This is a genomic window from Scardovia inopinata JCM 12537, assembly GCF_001042695.1.
GTDB lineage: Bacteria > Actinomycetota > Actinomycetes > Actinomycetales > Bifidobacteriaceae > Scardovia > Scardovia inopinata.
The window spans coordinates 1,117,914-1,139,162 of record NZ_AP012334.1 but is presented as its reverse complement, the minus strand read 5'-3'; the positions used below and the strand labels follow the sequence as shown (position 1 = coordinate 1,139,162).

16 protein-coding genes and 1 tRNA gene are annotated in these 21,249 nt (G+C 46.8%); 10 read left to right on the top strand and 7 right to left on the bottom strand.

Annotated elements, in window-relative coordinates; genetic code table 11:
* Nucleotides 1-4: 4 nt before the first annotated feature.
* Nucleotides 5-772 carry a phosphoribosylaminoimidazolesuccinocarboxamide synthase gene (purC, locus tag SCIP_RS04655; protein ID WP_006293380.1) on the bottom strand — a complete coding sequence of 256 codons (768 nt, stop codon included), beginning with the start codon at nucleotides 770-772 and terminating at the stop codon, nucleotides 5-7.
* 21 nt (nucleotides 773-793) lie between these two features.
* On the opposite strand from purC, the gene SCIP_RS04650 reads away from it, so the two are divergent.
* A complete protein-coding gene (locus tag SCIP_RS04650; RefSeq protein ID WP_040590679.1) occupies nucleotides 794-1,066 on the top strand; it encodes a hypothetical protein in 273 nt (90 codons plus the stop codon).
* Nucleotides 1,067-1,109: 43 nt separating this feature from the next.
* Here SCIP_RS04650 and purT read toward each other — a convergent pair whose 3' ends face one another.
* Nucleotides 1,110-2,429 carry a formate-dependent phosphoribosylglycinamide formyltransferase gene (gene purT / locus SCIP_RS04645; RefSeq protein WP_081442821.1) on the bottom strand — a complete coding sequence of 440 codons (1,320 nt, stop codon included), beginning with the start codon at nucleotides 2,427-2,429 and terminating at the stop codon, nucleotides 1,110-1,112.
* Between the two features lie 68 nt (nucleotides 2,430-2,497).
* Entirely contained in the window at nucleotides 2,498-2,707 is a 210-nt protein-coding gene (locus SCIP_RS04640; protein WP_006293378.1) for a hypothetical protein, read from the bottom strand.
* Between the two features lie 83 nt (nucleotides 2,708-2,790).
* Between SCIP_RS04640 and SCIP_RS04635 the strand changes: the two genes are divergently transcribed.
* The 3 genes from SCIP_RS04635 to SCIP_RS08405 all read left to right on the top strand — a co-directional run bounded on the left by SCIP_RS04635 (nucleotide 2,791) and on the right by SCIP_RS08405 (nucleotide 11,151).
* A complete protein-coding gene (locus SCIP_RS04635; RefSeq protein ID WP_006293377.1) occupies nucleotides 2,791-8,208 on the top strand; it encodes a type ISP restriction/modification enzyme in 5,418 nt (1,805 codons plus the stop codon).
* An 837-nt stretch (nucleotides 8,209-9,045) separates the two neighbouring features.
* On the top strand, nucleotides 9,046-10,431 hold the full coding sequence (locus tag SCIP_RS04630) for an L-cystine transporter (RefSeq protein WP_006293376.1): 1,386 nt from the start codon (nucleotides 9,046-9,048) through the stop codon (nucleotides 10,429-10,431).
* A 186-nt stretch (nucleotides 10,432-10,617) separates the two neighbouring features.
* A complete protein-coding gene (locus tag SCIP_RS08405; protein ID WP_006293375.1) occupies nucleotides 10,618-11,151 on the top strand; it encodes a methylated-DNA--[protein]-cysteine S-methyltransferase in 534 nt (177 codons plus the stop codon).
* 35 nt (nucleotides 11,152-11,186) lie between these two features.
* Here the strand turns inward: SCIP_RS08405 and SCIP_RS04620 are convergent, their stop codons facing one another.
* The 4 genes from SCIP_RS04620 to SCIP_RS04605 form a co-directional block, all read right to left on the bottom strand.
* Nucleotides 11,187-11,561 (bottom strand): hypothetical protein, encoded by a 375-nt coding sequence (locus SCIP_RS04620; protein ID WP_040590676.1) that lies wholly within the window; start codon nucleotides 11,559-11,561, stop codon nucleotides 11,187-11,189.
* A 60-nt stretch (nucleotides 11,562-11,621) separates the two neighbouring features.
* Nucleotides 11,622-11,694 (bottom strand) — tRNA-His (locus SCIP_RS04615).
* Nucleotides 11,695-11,791: 97 nt separating this feature from the next.
* Entirely contained in the window at nucleotides 11,792-13,045 is a 1,254-nt protein-coding gene (locus SCIP_RS04610) for a glycosyltransferase (RefSeq protein ID WP_006293374.1), read from the bottom strand.
* A 46-nt stretch (nucleotides 13,046-13,091) separates the two neighbouring features.
* Complete coding sequence (locus SCIP_RS04605) at nucleotides 13,092-15,083, bottom strand: glycoside hydrolase family 2 protein (protein ID WP_006293373.1); 1,992 nt, start codon at nucleotides 15,081-15,083, stop codon at nucleotides 13,092-13,094.
* A gap of 132 nt (nucleotides 15,084-15,215) precedes the next feature.
* Between SCIP_RS04605 and SCIP_RS04600 the strand changes: the two genes are divergently transcribed.
* The 6 genes from SCIP_RS04600 to SCIP_RS04575 all read left to right on the top strand — a co-directional run bounded on the left by SCIP_RS04600 (nucleotide 15,216) and on the right by SCIP_RS04575 (nucleotide 21,242).
* Nucleotides 15,216-15,698 (top strand): DUF4854 domain-containing protein, encoded by a 483-nt coding sequence (locus SCIP_RS04600; RefSeq protein ID WP_006293372.1) that lies wholly within the window; start codon nucleotides 15,216-15,218, stop codon nucleotides 15,696-15,698.
* A gap of 272 nt (nucleotides 15,699-15,970) precedes the next feature.
* Nucleotides 15,971-17,575 carry an ABC transporter substrate-binding protein gene (locus SCIP_RS04595; RefSeq protein ID WP_006293371.1) on the top strand — a complete coding sequence of 535 codons (1,605 nt, stop codon included), beginning with the start codon at nucleotides 15,971-15,973 and terminating at the stop codon, nucleotides 17,573-17,575.
* A 34-nt stretch (nucleotides 17,576-17,609) separates the two neighbouring features.
* Complete coding sequence (locus SCIP_RS04590; RefSeq protein WP_006293370.1) at nucleotides 17,610-18,650, top strand: ABC transporter permease; 1,041 nt, start codon at nucleotides 17,610-17,612, stop codon at nucleotides 18,648-18,650.
* Nucleotides 18,647-19,603: an ABC transporter permease gene (locus SCIP_RS04585; RefSeq protein WP_006293369.1), complete on the top strand. Its 957-nt coding sequence runs from the start codon at nucleotides 18,647-18,649 to the stop codon at nucleotides 19,601-19,603. Before SCIP_RS04590 ends, SCIP_RS04585 begins: the two co-directional genes overlap by 4 nt.
* Nucleotides 19,600-20,406, top strand: a complete 807-nt coding sequence (locus tag SCIP_RS04580; protein ID WP_006293368.1) for an ATP-binding cassette domain-containing protein — start codon at nucleotides 19,600-19,602, stop codon at nucleotides 20,404-20,406. The genes SCIP_RS04585 and SCIP_RS04580 overlap by 4 nt, the downstream gene beginning before the upstream one ends.
* Complete coding sequence (locus SCIP_RS04575) at nucleotides 20,403-21,242, top strand: ABC transporter ATP-binding protein (RefSeq protein ID WP_006293367.1); 840 nt, start codon at nucleotides 20,403-20,405, stop codon at nucleotides 21,240-21,242. The genes SCIP_RS04580 and SCIP_RS04575 overlap by 4 nt, the downstream gene beginning before the upstream one ends.
* Nucleotides 21,243-21,249: the final 7 nt, after the last annotated feature.

Here is a 21,249-nt window from a genome sequence, read left to right as displayed (position 1 = left end):
ATTTTTAGTGACGTAATTCCCCGGCAGCATTCAGCGGATGGGAAGCGTGAAGCTTTTCCAGACGATCAAGAATCTCTTCGTAAGCGGGGATAATGTTGCCCAAATCCCGCCGGAAAAGATCCTTATCCAGATGCTCTACATGTCCCTGGCTGGTTTTGGCCTTGTCCCACAGGCGGCAGGTGTCAGGAGTAATTTCATCGGCAAGGAGAATGGTGCCGTCTGAGGTCTTACCCATCTCTACCTTGAAATCAACCAGTGTGACATCAATCTCGTTGAATATCGCGGTCAAAGTGTGATTGATTTCCCTGGCCTTGGCAGCAATGATGTCCAGCTCGTCCCGGTTTGCCAGATTTAGGGCTATGGCATCATCATCATTAATAAAGGGATCGCCCAGGGCGTCATCCTTCAGGCAAAGCTCCAGAACAGGGCGGCTGAGAACAGTTCCCTCTTCAACGCCGTAACGCTTGGCAAAACTGCCGGCTGCACGGTTGCGCATGATGATTTCCAGGGGATACATATTCATCTTGCGGACCAGCTGCTCGGTAGGGCTGAGCTGAGAAATAAAATGGCTTGCAATACCGCGGTATGCAAGCTCATTAAAGATAACGGTGGTAATCTGGTTGTTCAGTCGACCTTTGCCCTCAATCTGCTCTTTCTTGGCACCGTTGCCGGCAGTTGCCTGATTCATGTATTCCACCCACAGAATGTCAGGATTATCTGTGGAGTACAACTTCTTTGCTTTGCCTTCGTAGAGCTGCGTTAACTTCTGCATGATTGCTGGTTAGCCTTTCAAATGGACGGCAGAAATAGGGGACGAATTCATCCCTGGCACCTCTCAAATTTACCTGTTGATGACTACAGGGAAGAGGCGAATAATGAACATAAAAATCTCAAAATATGGACGTCTGACAAAGACGAAAAGGGCTGCCGTCGTTCTGCTGAAACAAGAGTTATACTGGGGGAGAGCACAGGAGCTGACATGGATAATAAAAAGCATGATTTAATAGTGAGTTTTGTATATGCCATCATAGGTATGGGGGCTGACCGGGGGTACTTCTGGGTATAGCACTTTTCATCAAGCCATTTATTCAATGGGGCCTATCGTATCCTCAAAAAAGATCATAAGAAAGAGAATCTTCTATCTGTTGTGTGGCCTTGCGGGCTTCCTCTTCGGTAGGGGCATAAGCAAGGGCAACCCCCATTCTTCTGCGGCCATTGACTGAGGGCTTGCCGAAAATGCGCAAGTCGCTGTGAGGCTTTGCCAAAGCTGTACTGACACTGCTGAAAGCAACCTGCCCCTTGCCCTCAATTACCAGGGCCCTGCTGGCGCTAACCTGACCAGGATGAATAAACTCCAGGGATTCCTCGGTCACAGGAATACCCAGAATCGCCCGCGCGTGGAGGGCAAATTCACTCAGATGCTGAGAAATCATGGTGACCATGCCAGTGTCATGCGGGCGGGGAGAAACCTCGTTGAAAAGCACCTGGCCGTCACGGAGAACAAAAAGCTCGACTCCAAAAACACCCCAGCCATGTTCATGTGACCGGCTGGCTTCGGCTGCCAGTCCCTCTACCATCCGCCGGGCAATCTTGTTACCCTTGTGCAGCACTGACTCAGGAACTGCGGCCGGCTGCCAGGATTCCCGGTAATCCCCGTCTACCTGGCGATGTCCTATGGGGGAGCAGGTTACTACTCCGGCACAAGAGAAGACGGTTATTATGGTCAGCTCATAATCCAGAGGAGCCAGGGCTTCAACAATCACCCGGGAAACCTCGCCTTCGTGTGCTGCCCTTCGCCCCAGCTGGGCAGTCTGCCAGGAAGAGTCAAGATCAGCTGCTGACCGCATGATTGACTGACCATGCCCGGATGAGCTCATAATCGGCTTGACAACACAGGGATAGCCAACCGCCTGGGCTCCTGCTTTCAGCTCATCAGGGTTGCTGGCAAACCGATAGGGAGTGGTGGGCAGTCCCAGACCGTCGTGGGCCAGAGTCCTCAAGCGCTCGCGATTCATGCAGATTTGAGCAATCTTTGCGCTGGGCACTACCTGGATGCCTTCGGCAACGGCCTCGGTGAGAACATCGGTGGCTATGGCTTCTACTTCGGGAACAATAATGTCGGGCTGAACCTGATCAATAGCTTCCTTCAGAGCCTGAGGGTCGGTCATATCAAGAACAATACAATCGTGAGCCATCTGCATGGCAGGGGCGTGCTCATAAGAGTCCAGGGCACACACTCGGGCTCCCAGCCGCATGAGTTCCAAAGCTATTTCTTTGCCCAGCTCGCCTGAGCCCAGGAGCATGACCCGCACTGTATGGAGGGGGTCCTGGCGGGAGGAATGAGTTTGTGCGTAGGGGGTCCCGTACCGAAAGGCAAAGGCAGAAGCTTGTGCGGTCGCTGTCTGCCTATTCTGCTTATTCTGCTTCATACATCAATTTTGCCATTGGACTTCGTCATTACAGATTGTGTTTGGCCATTCTCTCTTTAAAAATGTCATTAACAATCCAGACTCATCTGTGATTTCTCATCTTCGCTGGGCTCTTCCTGCTTGGAGAATACCTCATATATCTCTGAGAATTCGCGGGCAATCATTCCGCAGGTTTTGCTGGTGGCGTGAGAGCGAACAAAGAAGGGGATTCGCTTCATATAATCAGGATTGACCAGATCTAAAATCCGCTTATTTGCTACATCATTAACTTCTGCCATGGGTATCCTTTCGTTCGATGAGTATGTTTTCGAAGTGTCGAGATTACTTCGAGTTATTCTTCCAGAACGATATCATAGCAAACATGGCAACGACTACTTTTGACGATGTTCTGGATGCGATTGAAAAACTAGATGCAGTGAAGCTTTCTTCACAAGGAAAAAGAAATCAGCGTGTTCGTGGAACTGCGTTTGAATATGCAGTCAGATACTTTCTCATGCATGATCCGGCATGGGCATCGACTTTTATAAATGTTTGGATGTGGGGAGATGAGGGTAACCCTCTGATTCATGGGGAATATGAAGATTTTCCCAAGAATGATACCGGTATAGATCTTGTTGCCAAAGATCGTTCAGGTGAGTTATGGGCTATTCAATGCAAGTATTACGCAGATGATCGAAAGCTTGATTTTTCAGATGTTTCTACTTTTTTTGCTTCTAGTGATACGCGTGGCATTAAGCGTGGCCATTTTATTATTGCTCATACAGGTGGAGGGCTTACACAAACACTCGAAAAAGAGGCATCTCCCCGTAACGTGGTAGTACTCGATTCGGAACAATTGAATAATGAATTCGTTGACTGGTCTGCATTTTTACCAGAATCGCATTACCATAATCTTAAAAAATTTGAACCTCGTCCTTATCAAAATGAAGCAATACAGGACTGTATTGACGGTTTTAAAACCGACGACAGGGGAAAACTTATTATGGCCTGCGGCACTGGGAAAACCTTAACTGCATTGCGTCTTGCAGAGGAATTAAGGGAAGAAAGAGATAATGAATATTCCGAATCAAAGAATAGTCCTTTCAGAGTGCTGTTCTTAGCTCCGTCAATCGCGCTAGTTTCACAAACTTTTAATTATTGGACGCATCAGAGCAAAGAGCAAATTTCAAGTTTTGTGGTGTGTTCAGACACAACTGCTAATAAAAGAGATAATGATGAATGGGACGGGAGTGTTCTTGATGTCCCATTTCCAACAACGACTGACCCTCGACTTTTGGCTGATCATATTAAAATAGGAGAGCAATCTACCGGCCTGTCTGTAGTTTTTTCAACATATCAATCGATTGATACAATCATCGCTGCTCAGGCGCAAGAAGGACTTCCAGAGTTTGACCTCGTCATTTGTGATGAAGCCCATCGGACAGCAGGTGTTGCTGATAACGTTGGTGTTAAATCAGCGTTTGTGAAGGTGCATGATAATAGTCTTGTTCATGCTAAAAAGCGCTTGTATATGACTGCAACTCCTAGAGTTTATACACAAGCTGCGCAGACTAAGGCAGTTAAAAATGACTTCACTACCTTTTCTATGGACGATGAAGATACATTTGGGAGGGAATTCCATCGTCTGAAGTTCGGCGATGCAGTAGCTAAAGGAATTCTTACTGATTACCGGGTGCTGGTGCTTGGAATTGCTGAATCTCAAGGAACTAACTTTGCAAAGAGAATACAAGAAACACAAACATTCCAGGAACAAATTGATTCGATTGAACAGCTCGAAAGAAGATCGCGTGCTAAAGATAAGGCAGAAAAAGCAGCTCAGGATAAGCTAAAAATTCGAACACAGGCAGAATCTCTTTCCGCGAAAGTTCTTGGTGCTTGGAACGGTTTGATGACTAAGGGGATTCATCGTCAGGAACAGCAGGACATTGATATTGATACGGGGCTTGGAGAACAGGTTCAATTTGCTATCTTAAACGATAATGATGTGGATTCTCATTCTGGTTTAACTTCATCAATCGAGCATATGCATACTGCCGTTGCTTTTACGAGGACTATTCACGATTCGAAAATACTGGCAGATGGTTTTAGCGATGTAATTTCTGAATATATTCAACAATCTGAAAAGCAAGGCGCTTCACTGGAGGGAACAATTATTCCGAAGGTTGAGCATGTAGATGGTTCTATGCCGACCAAGGAACGTCGAAAACTGCTAAATTGGCTAGCTGATCGGCAGGAAGATCCAGATGGATGCCGTATACTCAGCAACGCAAAATGCTTAACTGAGGGGGTAGATCTTCCTCTGCTGGATGCAGTTATTTTCTTCCAGCCCCGGGCCTCGCAGGTTGATATAGTACAGGCGGTAGGGCGTGTAATGCGAAAAGCAGAGAATAAGCATTATGGTTATATTATTCTCCCTGTTGTTATCCCTGATGGCTCAACTCCGGATGCGATTTTATCCACTTCAGATTTTCATACGGTGTGGGATATCTTACAGTCGTTAAGGTCTCATGATGAACGGTTGGACGCTCGTATCAATGCTCTGAGTTTACATAGGAAATCAGTGAAGCGGCGCTATTCAACTAGATCGAACCAGTTTATTGATCAGGATAGCGGCAATGACTCTCTGCTGAATGATCAAAACACCAGTGAACAAGGCGAATTTGATTTTGGAGGTGAGATATCCGAACAGTTCCAAGCACAGCTTGTGCGTAAATGCGGAGATACAACTTATTGGGAGGATTGGGCAGACTCAATTTCTGAAATCGCTATTAAAACAAGTAATATTATTAATGAGCAGATACGGACTGACAAACAGATATCGCAAGAGTTCGATTCATTTTTGCATGGGTTACGAGATACTCTGAATCCTAATATAACCAAGGATGATGCTGTGGGCATGCTGTCCCAGCATATCCTTACTTCTCCTATATTCGATGCTCTCTTCTCGCATGAAAAAGATTCTTCGGGCAAGTCCTTTATTGAGAATAATCCTGTTTCGCAGGCGCTAATGCCGATTACTGAATTGTTACGTCCTAAGATCAAGGCTGCGGATCCCAATGACGATCTTCGCCAACTGTATTCTCAAGTACGAACATCTGCTCAAGCGGTGAGGAATGATGAAGCTGCTCGTCAAACTCTGGTGCGAAATCTTTATGAGTCTTTTTTCCGTACTGCTTTCAAATCAGATGCTGATAAGCTTGGAATTGTTTATACTCCGTTAGAAATCGTCAATTATATTCTTCATTTGGTTGATAACAAACTCACTGAGCATTTTGGTAAGCATCTTGAAGATGATAGAGTGACTATTCTCGATCCGTTCACAGGTACAGGAACATTCATTGTTGAACTTATTAGGTCAGGTCTTATTTCGCCGAATAAGTTACAGCGAAAGTATCGTTCTGAAATATTTGCTAATGAAATAATGCTTCTAGCCTACTACATTGCTATGGTAAATATTGAATCAGAATACTATGCAGTGCAGTTTGATAATTATTCCAAGATCAAAGAGGTGGGGAGTAAAGATAACATCCAACCTCCTGTTTATGAGCCATTTAGTGGTGGAGTTCTGACCGATACTTTCCAAATGACAGAGGACAGTAACAGTATTGATGAATCAGTATTCACCCGGAATAGTGCCCGAGTTATTGAACAGAATAAAAAGCCTATTACAGTGATAATGGGGAACCCTCCCTATTCTGCTGGTCAAAAATCAGCAAATGATAATAATTCAAATGATCACTATGAGAATTTGGATAAACGTATTGCACAAACATACGCTGCTAATACTAAGGCAGTAAATAAAAATGCATTATATGACTCATATATCCGGGCATTTCGGTGGGCTTCAGATCGAATTCTTAGCCGTAACATAAGAGCAGACACTGCAATATCAGGTAAAGGGATCATTTGTTTTGTAAGCGGCGGAGGCTGGCTTGATGGAACTGCCTTTGACGGCTTTAGAAAATCATTGGTTGCAGAGTTTAGTGATATTTATGTATTGAATTTGATGGGAAATAAAGAGTTTCGTCGGTTGCCCAAAGAGGAACTCAAACGGCAGGGTGATAATGTCTTCGGTTCGCAATCGAAGACTCCTATTACCATCACTCTATTAGTTTGTGATCCTGAAGCAGAGCACCAGGGTGTGATTCATTACCATGATATTGGAGATTACCTCAAGCGGTCAGAGAAACTCTCTACGCTTTCAGACATGGTGAAAGAGAACCAGACTGATTGGAAGATTATTATTCCTGATTCTCATGGAGATTGGCTGAATCAGAGAGATGATGCGTTCCAAGGGTTTATACCGCTTGGATTGAAGAGTGTTCATGGTGCCGCTGGAATTTTTTCAGTGTATTCAAACGGCATAAAAACTGGCAGGGACAGCTTTAGCTATGGTTTTGGAAGGCAAACTATTGAGAATCGTACAAAGAAATCAATTGATTGGTACGAGCAAAATCGTATTTTCTGGCATTCAACTTTAAATAAACGGGAAATTGATCCGAAAGATTTTGTTGAATACGATCCTAAGGTTCTAAGTTGGGATCGTGAATTGTTGAATCGGCTTCGAAGAGGTATCAAAATAAAATACTCTGATAAGTTTCTTGTGCAGAGCATGTATCGTCCATTTACAAAGGAATGGCTATATTATGACCCCAGACTTATCGAGATGATGTACAGGAGTGCGATTTTATTCCCATTAAAATTGGTGAGCGAAGCGAACTCCTCTAATCTTGAAGATGATGTACAGGAGTGCGAGAGGATGTACAGGAGTGCTTCCCCCTCCCTCATTGATGATTCTCAGTTTATCAATCGATGCATTGTAACGACGGGGGTAGGAAATAGTGGGTTTTCATGCCTGATGACCCAGACATTAGCAGATCTAAATTCGATGACTGCCGGAGGACAGTGTTTCCCACTGTACTGGTACGAAGAGATTGATAAAGAAAAATCAGACTTGAAAGATGAGCTAGAGCTGGACTTTTCGGAAGCATCACTCAAAAACGGTGATGTCCGCTTCACAACAGCAGATGGCACTACTTTTATTAGACATGATGCAATAACAGATCAGACGCTTGAGGTATTTCGTCAAGTTTACCCTGATGTTTCTGCTTTACATTCAGATAATGTTTCTAAAGCGAAAGAGCAAATTTTTTATTATATTTATGGCATCCTCCATAATAACGAATATCGTCAGCGTTTTACTTATAACCTGAGGAAAGAATTAGCTAGGATCCCTCTGGCAAAAGATTTTTCTACTTTCCAACGCATAGGGAGAGAACTTGCTGAGTTGCATATCAACTATGAATCTTTAGAAGGATATGTTGGGGAAGACCGTATTTCCGAAGAATGGATTAATTCGTCAGCTTACGAGAGCTTATTTTCTAAAGATCCAGAAGAGCTTTATCACATTGATAGACTTACCTTCGGTAAGGTCCCTAAGACCGCTGAAAATCTTAAGGGTGATGATAGGACTACTATTATTATCAATAATTATCTTGTTCTTCATGGTATTCCCGATACAATATATGATTATAAAATTTCTGGAAAATCACCTATTGAATGGGTTATGGATCAATATCGAGTCAAAACAGATAAAAAGAGTGGGATTAAAAAAGATCCAAACGAATGGATAACTGAAACAAAAAATCCAAGGTATGTGGTTGATCTCCTGGAATCGTTGGTTACATTAACTCTAGAAACTCAGAGAATAGTAAACTCTCTTCCTGCTTTGGAAGAATTAGACAAACCGATTAATTGGCCGACTTCGTGGACAAAATAAGGTACTGATACTAGACCAACACATAATATATCTGCATTTTGTATCTTTGTATAACCTATCTACAGAGAAGAACAATATGTCATGAAGCTATTTGAGCTCTCAAGCCTGGTAGAATATTCAGGTATAGGAGCTCTTTCATTCGCCAGCAGAGTAATTTGATAATGCTTTTCTTAGGCAGGCGTGTCCGGTCCGGGCTGTCTTTTACATTGGAAAAGCCTTAAGTAAGCAATAAGCAAATAAGGAACTGATTATGCACGAATTATCATCAGCACGAGAGATCATGACCTGTCTGACCTGTCAGATGGTCTGTATCTGCGCCGAGTGATACTTCACGTCCCCTTGCTACAGTCACAAAAGTCATAAAGAATTCTTCTTCCAAGTCGCTGTGTTATATATATTGATTATATTATAGATATTTATATTTTAGATATAGCGACAGTGAAGAATATATTCAGTTTGACTATTTTATACAAAAGCAGAGTAGTCGCTTTTGCTATCACTATCCAGCAGTTTTCACTAGAGACGGACTCTCAAGGTGGACTCCGCAAGAGATAACAGCAAGTACATGATTTGTTACAGGCATTACTGTGACATTGATGTAACAATGCAGGCGACTAATTGGGTGCAGGCAAGTACGCTCAGGCGATATCAATCAGACAGGATCGGTATAAATCTGATAATGGTAGCACTGCAATGCATATGTGACAATGCATAATTAACAAATAGCAAACACAATTATCATAATTACTGTCTTTATCAAGAGTGCCATCGATAAAACTCACAAGTATACGAATAAATCTATACGAATAAAATTTTACGAATAGAAGGAACTCATTCATGCAAGTATTTATAATTGTTCTTGTAGCGGCGGCTATCCTGGCTGCCCTTATCTTTCTCCACCATAAGCATGTTGGCTTCACCAGGCTGGTCTTTTTGAGCCTGGTAGTGGGTATCATCTTTGGAGTAACCCTTCAACTGCTATATGGAACCAAAAGCGAAATCCTGACCGATGCTATAGACTGGATTAATATTGTTGGAAATGGATATATTTCACTTCTACAAATGGTGATTATTCCGCTGATTTTTGTTTCCCTCGTGGGAGCCTTCACCAAATTGAAAGTAGCAGAAAATTTGCGTCGAATGGCTGCTACCACTGTGGGACTTTTGCTGGGAACAACTGCGATTGCAGCACTGGTTGGAATTGCGTCCGTTCTCATTTTCCGTCTGAACGGAGCTAAGTTTTTGTCGGGGGCGGCAGCTTCTTCCACTGCCTTGGATTCCATTAAAGAGCATCAGGCTGATTTAAAGGGTTTGACTTTGCCCCAACAGATTGTCAGTTTTTTGCCGAATAATATTTTTGCAGATTTCGCTGGTTCACGGGCAAGCAGCACTATTGCTGTAGTTATTTTCTCCCTCCTGATAGGAGTGGCCTTCCTCAGGGTCAAACAACAGTTCCCACAGGAAGCTGCAACCTTCGCCCGCGGGATTGAGGCGCTGGACAGGATTGTCAACCGGTTGGTCAAGATGATTCTGGCCCTGACTCCTTATGGCATTTTTGCTTTAATTACCAAGGCTGCTGCAACCGATAGTTTTGCTGACATGGCTAAACTGGCCGTCTTTATTGTAGCTGCTTATGCCGGAGTTTTGGTTATGTTCCTGATCCATACCATCATTCTGCTTATCGCCCGAATTAATCCAGTCACTTACTATAAGAAGGCCTGGCCTGCTTTGATTTTCGCCTTCACCTCGAGGAGCAGCGCCGGGACCCTGCCTCTGAACGTCCGTATCCAGAACGAATCCATGGGTATCAGCTCTACTGTTGCTAACTTTGCAGCCAGCCTGGGGCTGACTATTGGACAGAACGGCTGCGCCGGACTTTATCCGGCCATGGTGGCAGCTATCATTGCCCCCACCGTAGGAATCAATGTGTTCTCGCCGCAGTTCATTCTGTCTCTGATTGCCGTGGTGACCATCTCTTCCTTTGGGGTAGCCGGAGTGGGAGGCGGTGCCACCTTTACCACTCTTATGGTTTTGGGAACCCTGAACCTGCCTGTGGGCATTCTGGGCGTCCTCATTGCTATTGATCCTATTGTGGATATGGCTCGGACTGCTTTGAATGTGAATGACAGCATTTTGACTGGTCTGATCACCGCCAAATCTATGGGTGAAGTGGATATGCATAAATTTGCAGACCGGGCGGCAGTCGTTTCTAGGGAGCTGTAGGACAGCTGTCTCACCTGCCTTTCCACATATACACCGATCTGGAAGTTAAATCCGAGAGGGGCCTGCCCAGGTGCTATCATGGGCAGCAACAGTACAATTGATATGCAATTGATATGCAATTGATACTGGGAGTGTAGTCTTAAAGAAGAGCATATGCACTAGGAATGCATAAGTGAGGAGACTATCATGAATAATAACTGTGCAGGCCTTTCTATTTTTCACTATGATTCTCCCCTGGGCAGGATGACCGGAACGGTTGAAGGAGAATATCTGACCGGCTTGTGGTTTGACGGGCAAAGGCATTATCCTCCCCAGCTGGGAAATGAAACTGGAGGAGACAGTACGGCTCCTGCTTCGCGGACTATTTCTTCGGTGAAACACTGGCTTGATCTGTATTTTTCTGGTCGCGATCCTGGTTTTGTTCCTCCTACCAAGGCTGAAGGGACTGCTTTTCGACAGTCTGTATGGAAGATTTTGACAACAATCCCTTACGGACAGACCATGACTTATGGGCATATTGCAGCAGAGCTTTCTCGTCAGGAGGGAGGTAAGAAACAATCAGCACGAGCCGTTGGAGGAGCAGTCGGTCATAATCCGATTTCTCTGATTGTTCCCTGCCATCGGGTAATTGGATCTGATGGCAGTCTGACCGGATACGCAGGCGGACTTGACAAGAAGGTTGCCCTTTTAGAGCTGGAGGGGATCCTCTGTGACAATTAAACAATTAAAATAGAACATAGCATAACATAGCATATTTATGCGGATTTTCTATTTTCCCAAAAACCAATAAGAAGACCTATACAGGCTGAGATAGCTATCTCCAGAGGTATTCTCCAATATGCGTTGGAGTGTGATTGTGTTATATCTATAACGCTCATAAGCAGTCCATAAAGAGCCCACTGGATAACTATGCTGGGAATAGGTCTGTTAATATATTTGCTGGTGGAATTTTCCTGAGAGTGTTGATTGAACACATTATCAAGCAGGCAGGAGAGCATTCGTTGTATTGCCAGGCCAACAAGGAAAACGAAGAACAGAATTTTATCGTGAAAAGCAAAGGCAAGAATTACCCCAAAAAAACTGCCCTCAAGTAGTCCTATAAGGCCTGCGGTCACAATATCCATAAGCATAAGGACAGCCGTCCCTCCATCTGAAGTTACTATATTAAGATATTAAGTCAAGAAGAAGGGGGTGGCTGACGCGGCTCGAACGCGCGACCTCCTGAACCACAATCAGGTGCTCTACCAACTGAGCTACAGCCACCATATGCAAGGGTTCCATACCCGTGCAACAGATGAAAACTATACACGACTTAGTGGACGCCGCGCCGGGGTATGTCGGAATGGTCGAGCAAGCCGGGCTAGCGGGGGAAACCAGAAGAACTGTGAGTCAGGTTGAAATCTGCCATTGCTTCCCTTTCCATGGACAGGAACTTTGCGGTGCATTCTTTCAGGGAGTAGCGCTCTGCTGCGGCTGCTGCATATCTTTTGCCCCACAGGTTCAGCATGTGGGGATGCTCAAACCACCAATCCAATTGATCGGCGAGTATGTGAGCATTTCCCGCTGGGAAGAGCGACCTGGAGGTGAGAGCAAAACTTCCAGCTGCGCTCAGGGGAGAGGAAGCAATGACAGGGACCAGTCCGCAGGCCATGGCTTCGAGGACGCTGACTCCCTCAATATCAGCGATGGAAGGATGAACCAGCAGGTCTGCCTGCTGGTAAAAACGCGGCATGCTTTCATGAGGGTAAAAGTTGAAAGAGATGGGGCAATCAGGAATATCAGCGGCCATCCGGGTTAGACGTCTGCGCAGGGGTCCATCACCAGCTATGACGACTGCCATGTCTCGCCGGTGACGGCAGAGAGACACAGCCTTCAGCAGGGTAGCATGGTCTTTTTCTGCTGACAGGCGGCCAGCTGCGGCAATCAGGAAGGTGGGTGAGCCCCGGTGGAGTGGCCCACCGGCAGGTGAGTTATCAGGAAAGGAGTCATTAGCCGAAGACTCGGCAGATGCAGGATGAAAAATCTCCTGATAGCCATTGGAAATAATATGAAACTGGTTGCAATACCCGTGTCTGTGCAAGAGACGGGCTTCTGCCTGAGAAGGAACATGAAGATACCTGATGCCCCGATAAAAATACCGGTTCATTATTCCATAGGTCAGGTTTTCCAGGCCGGGTAAATGGCGAAGAGGCCCCAGAGCGTATGTAATGTTTTCAGGTTGGATGTGGAAGCCGGCGGTAACTGGAAGAGAGTGGGACCAGGCATAATCCCTCGCAGCCCTCCCAAAAATGAAAGGCTCGTAAATATGAACAATATCTGCTCCTGCGAAGGCGCGATAGAAGAGGGCTTTATTGGGTTTTGCCAGACACTCCTGCTGCTGATGGGCTAAGGCTGTGGCAACAGGCAGGTGGAGTTCTTCTGCTCTGTAGGAAGGCTCTGGGGCCTGAACCCCCACCAACCGGACCTGATGGCCCAACCGGGTTAATTCGGCAGCAAGCTGGTTTGCTGAATTAGCTGTTCCGTTGCTTAAGTTGCTCAAAGAATCGATGACCAGGGCAATGGTTAGGTATTTCTTACCCGGATATGTTTGTTTACTGTCTGTTTTTCTGCTCACCGTTCTATCGCACCATCCTTTTACTGGTTTTACAGGTGACTGTGATTTATCCCAGAAGTTTATTGACCCTGCGGTCGTAAGTCATCAATCCGTTAGTTTCTTCTTCTATATCAGATAGCTGGGTATAAATATAGCCGGAAAGCCCTTGACTCTCTAAGGATTGAATCGTGTTGAGGAACTGTTTGACAGCTGTCCTGTAGGTTGCTCCAGACTGGTAGGAGGCATAGCCGTAGGATTGATGAAAACTGCTGTGACCGGGAACAGGGTATGTCAGCCCGCCGCATTCAGAGATAAGAGACGCCCGCTTCCTGCCGAATCTGGGAACGGTCAGGGGGCGAAAATAATTATGTACACTGATAAAATCTCCGCAGTCCTGGTCATACCAGCCGCTGGTGGCATCAATCAGCCGGGTTGGGTCCAGTCTGCCAACCATCGCTGTGGCTTTTCTGGCCTCAAACTGACCCCAGGCTTCGTTGAAGAGCCCCCAGGTCACAATGCAGGGGTGGTTGGACAGGCTCCTGACAACTGTCTGACAGGTTTCGGTCCATTCCCGGCGAAAATCGCGGTTTCTTGCCCCTAAAGCTGCATACAAGCGGGGATTGTTGTCAGGAAGATGATTCCAGGAAAATTGGAAGAAGGTAGGAATTCGGCTGCTGGTCCAGACATTATAGGGGCTGTCTCCGCCACTGACCATATCCTGCCATACTAAGATTCCCATAGTGTCGCACAGATAATACCAGCGGTCGCATTCCACTTTAATATGCTTGCGGAGCATATTAAATCCCATATCTTTTGCAGTTTGAATATCATGTATGAGAGCCTGGTCACTGGGGGCCGTCATCAGGCTCTCGGGCCAATACCCTTGATCCAGAAGACCTTTGAGAAAATATGGCTTATGATTAAGACAAAAACGGACCTGCCCCTGTGAATCTTTATTCAGGCTGATTGTCCGGAAGGCACAGTAACTCGATACGGAATCTGTGTAGTGAAACGGGCTTTTCTGCTCTTGTTTTGCTGGGTCTTCTGGCTGAGATGGTGCCTCTGCTTGGCTGATTCTCTGGTAAGAGACTGAATCTAAGGTGATTTCCAGGTGATAGCAGTAGGGATCATCGGGAGACCACAAGCGGGGGTGTGGATGGGGGAGATTAAGCTCAAGATTAGCGGGAATTGTGGCTGCCTGTGGGTTGAGAGACAGGGTTTTTCTAGCAAGTGGCTGATCCTGAGCGGTCAATAGAACTAGTGACAAAGACAAAGAAGTATGATTATGCACATGATTATGCGCATTTTTATTTGGTTTCGTGTTGATGATTGCTGCTCTTACAGTCAGTTTTCTTTCATCGGGGTTGGGAAGAATTTTTAAAGATCGAATGTATGCAGGGGGTACAATTTCCAGCCAGACAGTCTGCCAGATTCCGCTTTGTGCACTATACCAAATATCGCTGGGATTGAGCCTTTGCTTACCCCTGAGTTGATGCCCCTGATCGCTGGGATCAACGACAGCCAGGGTGAGGGTTAGGGGTTTGCTTTTCTTGGTTGTCTTACTGGCAGCTGCGAGGGAAAGAGCTTCGGTGATGTCGCAGCTGAAGGCCGTGTAACCTCCTCGGTGCTGTGCAACAAGTTTGGTTCCTACCCAACAGGCGCAAGAATAATCAACTGCCTGAAAATGAAGGATGCAGCGTTTCCCTCCCGACAGGTCACAGTCAGGCAGCTGCCTCTGGTACCAGAGTATTTCATCAGGCTTAAGGAGATGATGAGCCTCAGAAGCCGGGGCCTCCGGGCTGAAGGGAACTCGGATGCGATGGCAGAACCGTTTAGCCTCCGGAAGTGGGGGAATAGAATTTTTCTGTCGTAGGTAGGGCTTATTGGTTTTCTGTATATAATAAGTCCACCATCCGTTGAGGCATATCCACTCTTTTCGGATCATCTGAGGTCGGGGATAAGAATCGGTTTCTATAGGCCAGGGAGTAGTTAAATCGGCCATAATACCACGATCGTGCTTACGGGGAGCACTGGATAAAACTCGTCTCACGTCCAGCATGCAGACCTCCTTGTTGCCTCTGCCTTGTATAATATAACTGTAGCATTTGTTGCTTATGTAATTTTTTACAAGTAAAGATGCACAAATGAGACTGAATGTAAATACAGAAGATCATAGAAAGGTTCAAATCATATGATTTCTTCCACCGTAAAAACTGCCACTTCTTCCAAGACCCCGACGTCGAGACTGACCCGAACTATCCTGGCCTTGATTATGGCGTTTGCAGCTTTTTTCAGCCTTTCAGCTTGCACCAGTCCCAGTCTCTGGTTTAAGTCTGATGATCAGAAGATCGATATGGTAGTTAACTCTAAGCAGGTCAAACAAGAAGTGGCCAAGTTTAATTCTTCCAAGAGCTCCGTAGGATCGGTTGCTGTTACTCATAAGGGCAAGACCATTATTTATACCCTCAAGCTGAAGAACCAAGGCTATACGGATGCTGATTTGAAAAAGGCTATGAGTGGGCGTACTGACACCATGTTTGAAGCTATGCATAGCTCCATGTCCCAAATTATTCAGGAATGCAAGGATCAGGTTGGCGTTGACGGTGTCAAAGTGAGGGTTGATGTTTATGCGGAACATGGAACTTTGATTGCTTCCCGAACCTTTGATAATTAATACGGGAATCGCGGTCAGTATGCATATCAATATGCATATTAGTAGGCATAAGTGATTCTTTACTGGAATCGTTTACTGGATTTTTATTCTACCGGTGATCAGCCTAGGGCTGGTCGCCGGTTTCTGCGATGTGGAGGGAGTTCTGCGATGTGGAGGGGAGAATAAAAATTAGTCAGGCTAGAAGGGTAGAATGTTTCTATATGTGAATCACGACAGGCAGCGACCCGGCAGAGGCCAGGCGGTGACCAGTCACGTTCATCAGGAGATGAGTTATGCCTTCTACCAATGGGCAGGAAACAGAATCAAAAACAACAAGTGTCCAGGAACTCCTATCAGAAAACTCAGGGGCAGGGAAAAAGAAAAAATGGTGGATCCCCGTCATCATTATTGTTCTTGTTCTGGCTGTCATCGGTGCGTTTCTGGTCTGGAGCCGCCAAAGATCGGGGCAGACAGGTCAGGAACAGGGAAAAGCGGATAGCGTTACCATCGGCCTCCAACTGGCCCCCACGAATTTGGATATACGAACCCAGTCGGGCAGTAGTTTGGATCAGCTTCTCATTGGCAATGTGTATGAAGGCCTGGTTTCCCGTACTTCTGCGAATAAAATTCAACCCGGCCTGGCCCGATCGTGGACAATATCACAGGATGGGAAAACCTATACCTTCCATCTGAATAAGAAAATGAAGTTTTCTAATGGGCACGTCCTGGACTCTTCCGACGTGGTCTGGTCTATCAGAAGCATGATGAAAGGGAAATATCAGGGATATTCTCTTCTATCTAATTACCAGTCTGTTTCTGCACCGAACCCTCAAACTGTGGTTATCAAACTCAAAGCTCCATACTCCTTACTGTTGTGGAACCTTTCTGGCCGCGCAGGCCTGGTCTTCGATAAAGATGCTTCCTACCAGCCAAAGATTCAGGCTGTGGGATCCGGGCCTTACCTGGTTTCCTCCTACAGACCAGGAACCTCGGTAACCTTGAAAGCCAACAAAAAATATTGGGGCAGTAGGCGTGCAAAAACAAGCACTGTCCGTATTCGTTATTATGCAGACGTCAATGCTGGCTATAATGCGCTCAAAAGCGGTCAGGTAGATGTTCTCGCTCCCCTGGATGACAAACTTGCCCCATCGGTTTCAGCCGATTCTCGTTTTACTGTTTCTGTGGGAGATGATACCGATAAGTATGTGCTGGCTTTCAATAATAAGAAAGCGCCGCTGACCAATAAAAAAGTCCGGCAGGCAATTAGATACGCCATTGATCACGAGGCGATTATTAAATCTCGGGGAAACTATGATCTCCCTCTGGGAGGGCCTATCACCAAACTGGATCCAGGGCATCAAGATCTGACTGGCTTGTACCCTCACAACCTTACTCAAGCTCGAAAACTCATGAAGGAAGCCGGTTATGGGAAGGATAAGAAAATAACCCTGTCGTTGGAATACGCCACGATTTATCCTGCTCAGATTGGGGATCAGCTCAAATCACAGCTATCTCAGATAGGAATTAATCTGACCGTCAACCGGGTTGACTTCAACACGTGGCTGACTGATGTTTACCAGAAACGCGCATACGATTTGTCCCTGGTGGACCATAATGAAAGTCATGATTTTTATCAGTGGGCTAACCCTGACTATTACTATGGCTATAACAATCCTCGCGTACAGACTCTCTACAAACAGGCTCTGGCCTCAAAGTCTGATTCAGAAAGGGATTCCAAGTTGGCTCAGGCAGCGAAGATTGTCAGTCAGGATGCTGCTGCTGACTGGCTTTTCAATTACCGAGTGGTAACAGCTAGTCGCAAAGGGGTTTCTGGTTTTCCGATTACGTTAAACCAATCCTATCTACCTTTGTGGAATCTGACAGCTTCTCGTCAATAGCTTTTCGTCAATAAGGATATGCCAGGATTACACTATGCCACATCTGCATAAATCGGGATTCGGTAAGCCAAGATTCGGTAGGCTGGGAGGCAGAAGAGCCGTAGCCATCATCCGTCGGCTTGCTTTTTTCCTTCTCGCTTTCCTGCTCTTATCGATTCTGATTTTTCTTCTGTTGAGAGTACTCCCAGGCGATCAGGCCCTCTTGGTAGCTGGTATTAATTCGACCCCGGCTGAGGTTGCTGCCGCCAGGAAGCGGTTGGGCTTAGATCAACCGTATATCCAGCAGTATGGGCACTGGTTGCTGGGTATATTCCAAGGAAACTGGGGTACCTCCACCCTGACAGGGGAAGCAGTGGCGTCACAGATTGCTCAGCGGTCGCAGATCACCTTTCCTCTGATTATTCTCAGCTTGATTATTGCCCTGGCCTTAGGCCTGCCCCTGGGAATTTCTTCTGCTTCATCCCAGCACCCGGCGGTTCAAAATGCATACAGAATTGTGGCTATCGTGGCTGCTGCTATTCCGGCCTTATGGCTGGGCCTGCTCCTGATAATGCTTCTGGGGAAGGGGATAGGGCTGATTGGTTTGTTTCCTGTTTCTGGTTTTCCTGACCAGGGTTGGGCTCAGCCAGGACAGGCCTTGCTGAGTTTGATCCTGCCGGCAGCCAGTGTAGGGATTATAACCGCTGCCTCCATTCTTCGGTATACTCGGTCTGGTTTGCTGGAATTAGCTGAGTCCGACTATGTTGCTTTGAGCATGGCAGCAGGAATGACCAGAAAAGAGGCTATTCGAAAAACTGCCCTGCGCTTGATTTTGCCTCAGTTGATCAGTGTCTTTGGGATGACATTTGCCAGTATGGTCACAGGGGTTTTGGTTGTCGAACAGCTTTTTGCCCTGCCCGGCCTGTCAGGAATGCTGATGAGGGATATACAGAATAGGGATCTCCTGGCAGCTCAGAGTGAGATTATGCTTTTGGCCGCTCTCTTCTTCCTGGTTGGTTTGATTGTTGACATTGTGCATTCGCTCCTGGATCCCAGACTCGTTCTGGAAGCTGCTGAAGGGGAGGGGCTGCGATGAGTTTGAAAAAAAAGCACCAGCCTGCGGGCCAGCTTATAAACCAGCCTGCGGATAAGACTCCTGCTCTTAGCCCTGCTGCAAGATCGAGCCCTGTCCGTACTGTCCTTTCCTCCCTGTGGTCAACGGCCAGCGGCTGGTTCTGCAACATTATCCTGATCATCTGGCTTTTAGCCGCTTTGCTTTCCCTGCTGTGGACCCCCTATCCTCTACTGAGACAGGAAAAGAATCATATCCTACAACCCCCGTCCGCAAGTCATCTTATGGGGACTGACGCAGCAGGGGCAGATATTCTCAGCTGGCTGCTCAAAGGAAGCGGTACCGAGCTGTTGATAGTTCTCCTGGTTACTGCGGTGACTTTTCTTTTAGGGTGTGCAGGAACGGCTTTGACTGTCAGCTCCCGTTCCTGGGTCAGCCAGGTGTCAGTGGTGGTCATCGATACACTCATGGCTGTTCCTACCATTGTTATTGCTATGATTGTGGCCGTTCCTCTGGGTAAGTCCGTAGCTATTGTCATTGTTGCCTGTTCCCTGGCTTACTCTTTTACCATCATGAGGATTGTCCGCCCCCAGGCCAGACTGGCTGCCCGATCTGATTACGTTCGGGCTGCCCGATGGGCAGGTGCTGGAGATTGGGAAGTTTTTCGACGCCATATTCTGCCCAGCATTGCTCCTATGATGACCGTTCAGTTGTCTGAATGCGCTGGAACTGCCGTTTTGGCTGAGATTGGTCTTACTTACTTGGGAATAGGCCTCCCTGCTGATATCCCTTCGTGGGGGCATTCCCTGGCAGCCTCCTCCCAACTGATCGGAGTGTATCCCCTGACTGTCATCTGGTCTGGCTTGTGCGCAACTCTGGCTGTAGCAGCACTTATCCTTTGTGGCGATCAGCTGAGAGAATGCCTGGATCCGGTCACTAACCCCCGGTTACGTTCTGCGGTGGAGGCTCAATCATGACTATTCAGATAAGCGATCTTTCAATATATATTGGAAGCAGGGCGGTTGTCAGCAACCTGTCCATGACTGTGCAAGACGGAGAAAGAGTAGGACTGATTGGTGCCTCAGGGTCAGGGAAATCCATGATTATCAAGGCTGTTTTAGGACTGCTCCCTCTTCATGCCAGGGTCCAGGGGTCAATCACAGTGGATGGGGCAGAGCTGGTAGGACTGCCGGACTCTCAGTGTGCGAAACTTCGTGGACCGTATATGGCTATGATCTTTCAGAACCCTGCTCAGGCTCTGAATCCGGTAGCAACCATTGAAAATAATGTCCTCCTCCCCCTTGCGGCCAGGGGGAAGCTATCGGGCTTATCCAAGGGAAAAAAGAAGAACCTAGCTGCCAAGGCCCTGGAATCAGTCGGCTTGAACCCATCCTTAGCAGACAGGTACCCTCATGAATTATCCGGCGGGCAGGCCCAGCGGGCTGCTATCGCTGAAGCCATGATGGATAATCCCCGTTTTATTGCTGCCGATGAGCCCACCACAGCTGTTGATACGATTACTCAGAAGCGTATTCTTGATTTACTGATGAGCAAGGTGGAAAATTCAGGAGCCTCCCTCTTATTTGTTACCCATGATTTTTCCGTCCTATCCCGCATTGCCCAGCGGTGTTATGTTATTGACCAGGGAACTCTTGTCGATCAGGGAACCATTACCGATCTGCTGTCCGGACACTCTTCAGACACCGGTCAGAATGAACAAGATTCCCGGCACCCGATGACCCGGAAACTGGTTGAATCTGCGAAGGAGCTCGCCCTATGACCGACAGTCAGCCATTGTTCTCTATCGCCTCTGAAAATCAGGACATAAAGCCGGCACAGCAGGCGCAGCAGCCGCAGCCTCTTCTGGAAGCCCAGAAGATCAGCAAAACTTTTCCTTCTTTTCCTGAACCGGTAAGAGCTGTTGATTCTCTGTCTTTCTCTCTGGAAAAGGGCCGGTCTCTAGCCCTGGTAGGGGAATCGGGTTCAGGGAAAACGACTGCGATTCAGATCTGCCTGGGTATGCTGGCCCCCGATTCAGGTCAAGTTCTGTGGAAGGGGAAGGATATTGTCAGCGGATCCGGTTTGTCTCTGTTGAAGAAAGGAACGGGTCTCGTTTTTCAAAATCCTTACTCTTCCCTGAACCCCCGGTGGGCTGGGGCAGACATTATTGCTGAACCCTTGCGCCTTTCCGGAATCAAAGACAAAAAAATCCTTGTGGAGAAATCCTCGCATGCTTTGGAAATGGTGGGCCTGGAGTCTGAAGTTTTTCTCAGACGATACCCTCAGGATATGTCGGGAGGTCAGGCTCAGAGAGTTGCCATGGCCAGAGCTCTGGTCACGAATCCTGAACTGTTGGTCGCAGACGAACCTCTCAGTGCTGTCGATGTGAGCGGAAGAGTCCGGATTGTATCTGCTTTTCAGGATTTGCGCACCAGGGGGATGAGCCTGCTCATTGTTCTTCACGATTTGGGGATTGCCCGGCTTCTGGCTGATAATATTATGGTTATGCATCAGGGGAAGATAGTGGAATACGGACCTGCTGGGGAAGTTTTGAAGAATCCTCGCGAAGATTACACTCGCAGGCTTATGGAAGCAGCGGCCTGGGATATATACTGAACAGGAG

What these genes read in the sequence shown, in the direction of transcription:
- purC (WP_006293380.1), bottom strand. Translation starts at nt 772, where the DNA reads ATGCAGAAGTTAACGCAGCTCTACGAAGGCAAAGCAAAGAAGTTGTAC.
- SCIP_RS04650 (WP_040590679.1), top strand. Translation starts at nt 794, where the DNA reads ATGGACGGCAGAAATAGGGGACGAATTCATCCCTGGCACCTCTCAAAT.
- purT (WP_081442821.1), bottom strand. Translation starts at nt 2,429, where the DNA reads ATGAAGCAGAATAAGCAGAATAGGCAGACAGCGACCGCACAAGCTTCT.
- SCIP_RS04640 (WP_006293378.1), bottom strand. Translation starts at nt 2,707, where the DNA reads ATGGCAGAAGTTAATGATGTAGCAAATAAGCGGATTTTAGATCTGGTC.
- SCIP_RS04635 (WP_006293377.1), top strand. Translation starts at nt 2,791, where the DNA reads ATGGCAACGACTACTTTTGACGATGTTCTGGATGCGATTGAAAAACTA.
- SCIP_RS04630 (WP_006293376.1), top strand. Translation starts at nt 9,046, where the DNA reads ATGCAAGTATTTATAATTGTTCTTGTAGCGGCGGCTATCCTGGCTGCC.
- SCIP_RS08405 (WP_006293375.1), top strand. Translation starts at nt 10,618, where the DNA reads ATGAATAATAACTGTGCAGGCCTTTCTATTTTTCACTATGATTCTCCC.
- SCIP_RS04620 (WP_040590676.1), bottom strand. Translation starts at nt 11,561, where the DNA reads ATGCTTATGGATATTGTGACCGCAGGCCTTATAGGACTACTTGAGGGC.
- SCIP_RS04605 (WP_006293373.1), bottom strand. Translation starts at nt 15,083, where the DNA reads ATGCTGGACGTGAGACGAGTTTTATCCAGTGCTCCCCGTAAGCACGAT.
- SCIP_RS04600 (WP_006293372.1), top strand. Translation starts at nt 15,216, where the DNA reads ATGATTTCTTCCACCGTAAAAACTGCCACTTCTTCCAAGACCCCGACG.
- SCIP_RS04595 (WP_006293371.1), top strand. Translation starts at nt 15,971, where the DNA reads ATGCCTTCTACCAATGGGCAGGAAACAGAATCAAAAACAACAAGTGTC.
- SCIP_RS04590 (WP_006293370.1), top strand. Translation starts at nt 17,610, where the DNA reads ATGCCACATCTGCATAAATCGGGATTCGGTAAGCCAAGATTCGGTAGG.
- SCIP_RS04585 (WP_006293369.1), top strand. Translation starts at nt 18,647, where the DNA reads ATGAGTTTGAAAAAAAAGCACCAGCCTGCGGGCCAGCTTATAAACCAG.
- SCIP_RS04580 (WP_006293368.1), top strand. Translation starts at nt 19,600, where the DNA reads ATGACTATTCAGATAAGCGATCTTTCAATATATATTGGAAGCAGGGCG.
- SCIP_RS04575 (WP_006293367.1), top strand. Translation starts at nt 20,403, where the DNA reads ATGACCGACAGTCAGCCATTGTTCTCTATCGCCTCTGAAAATCAGGAC.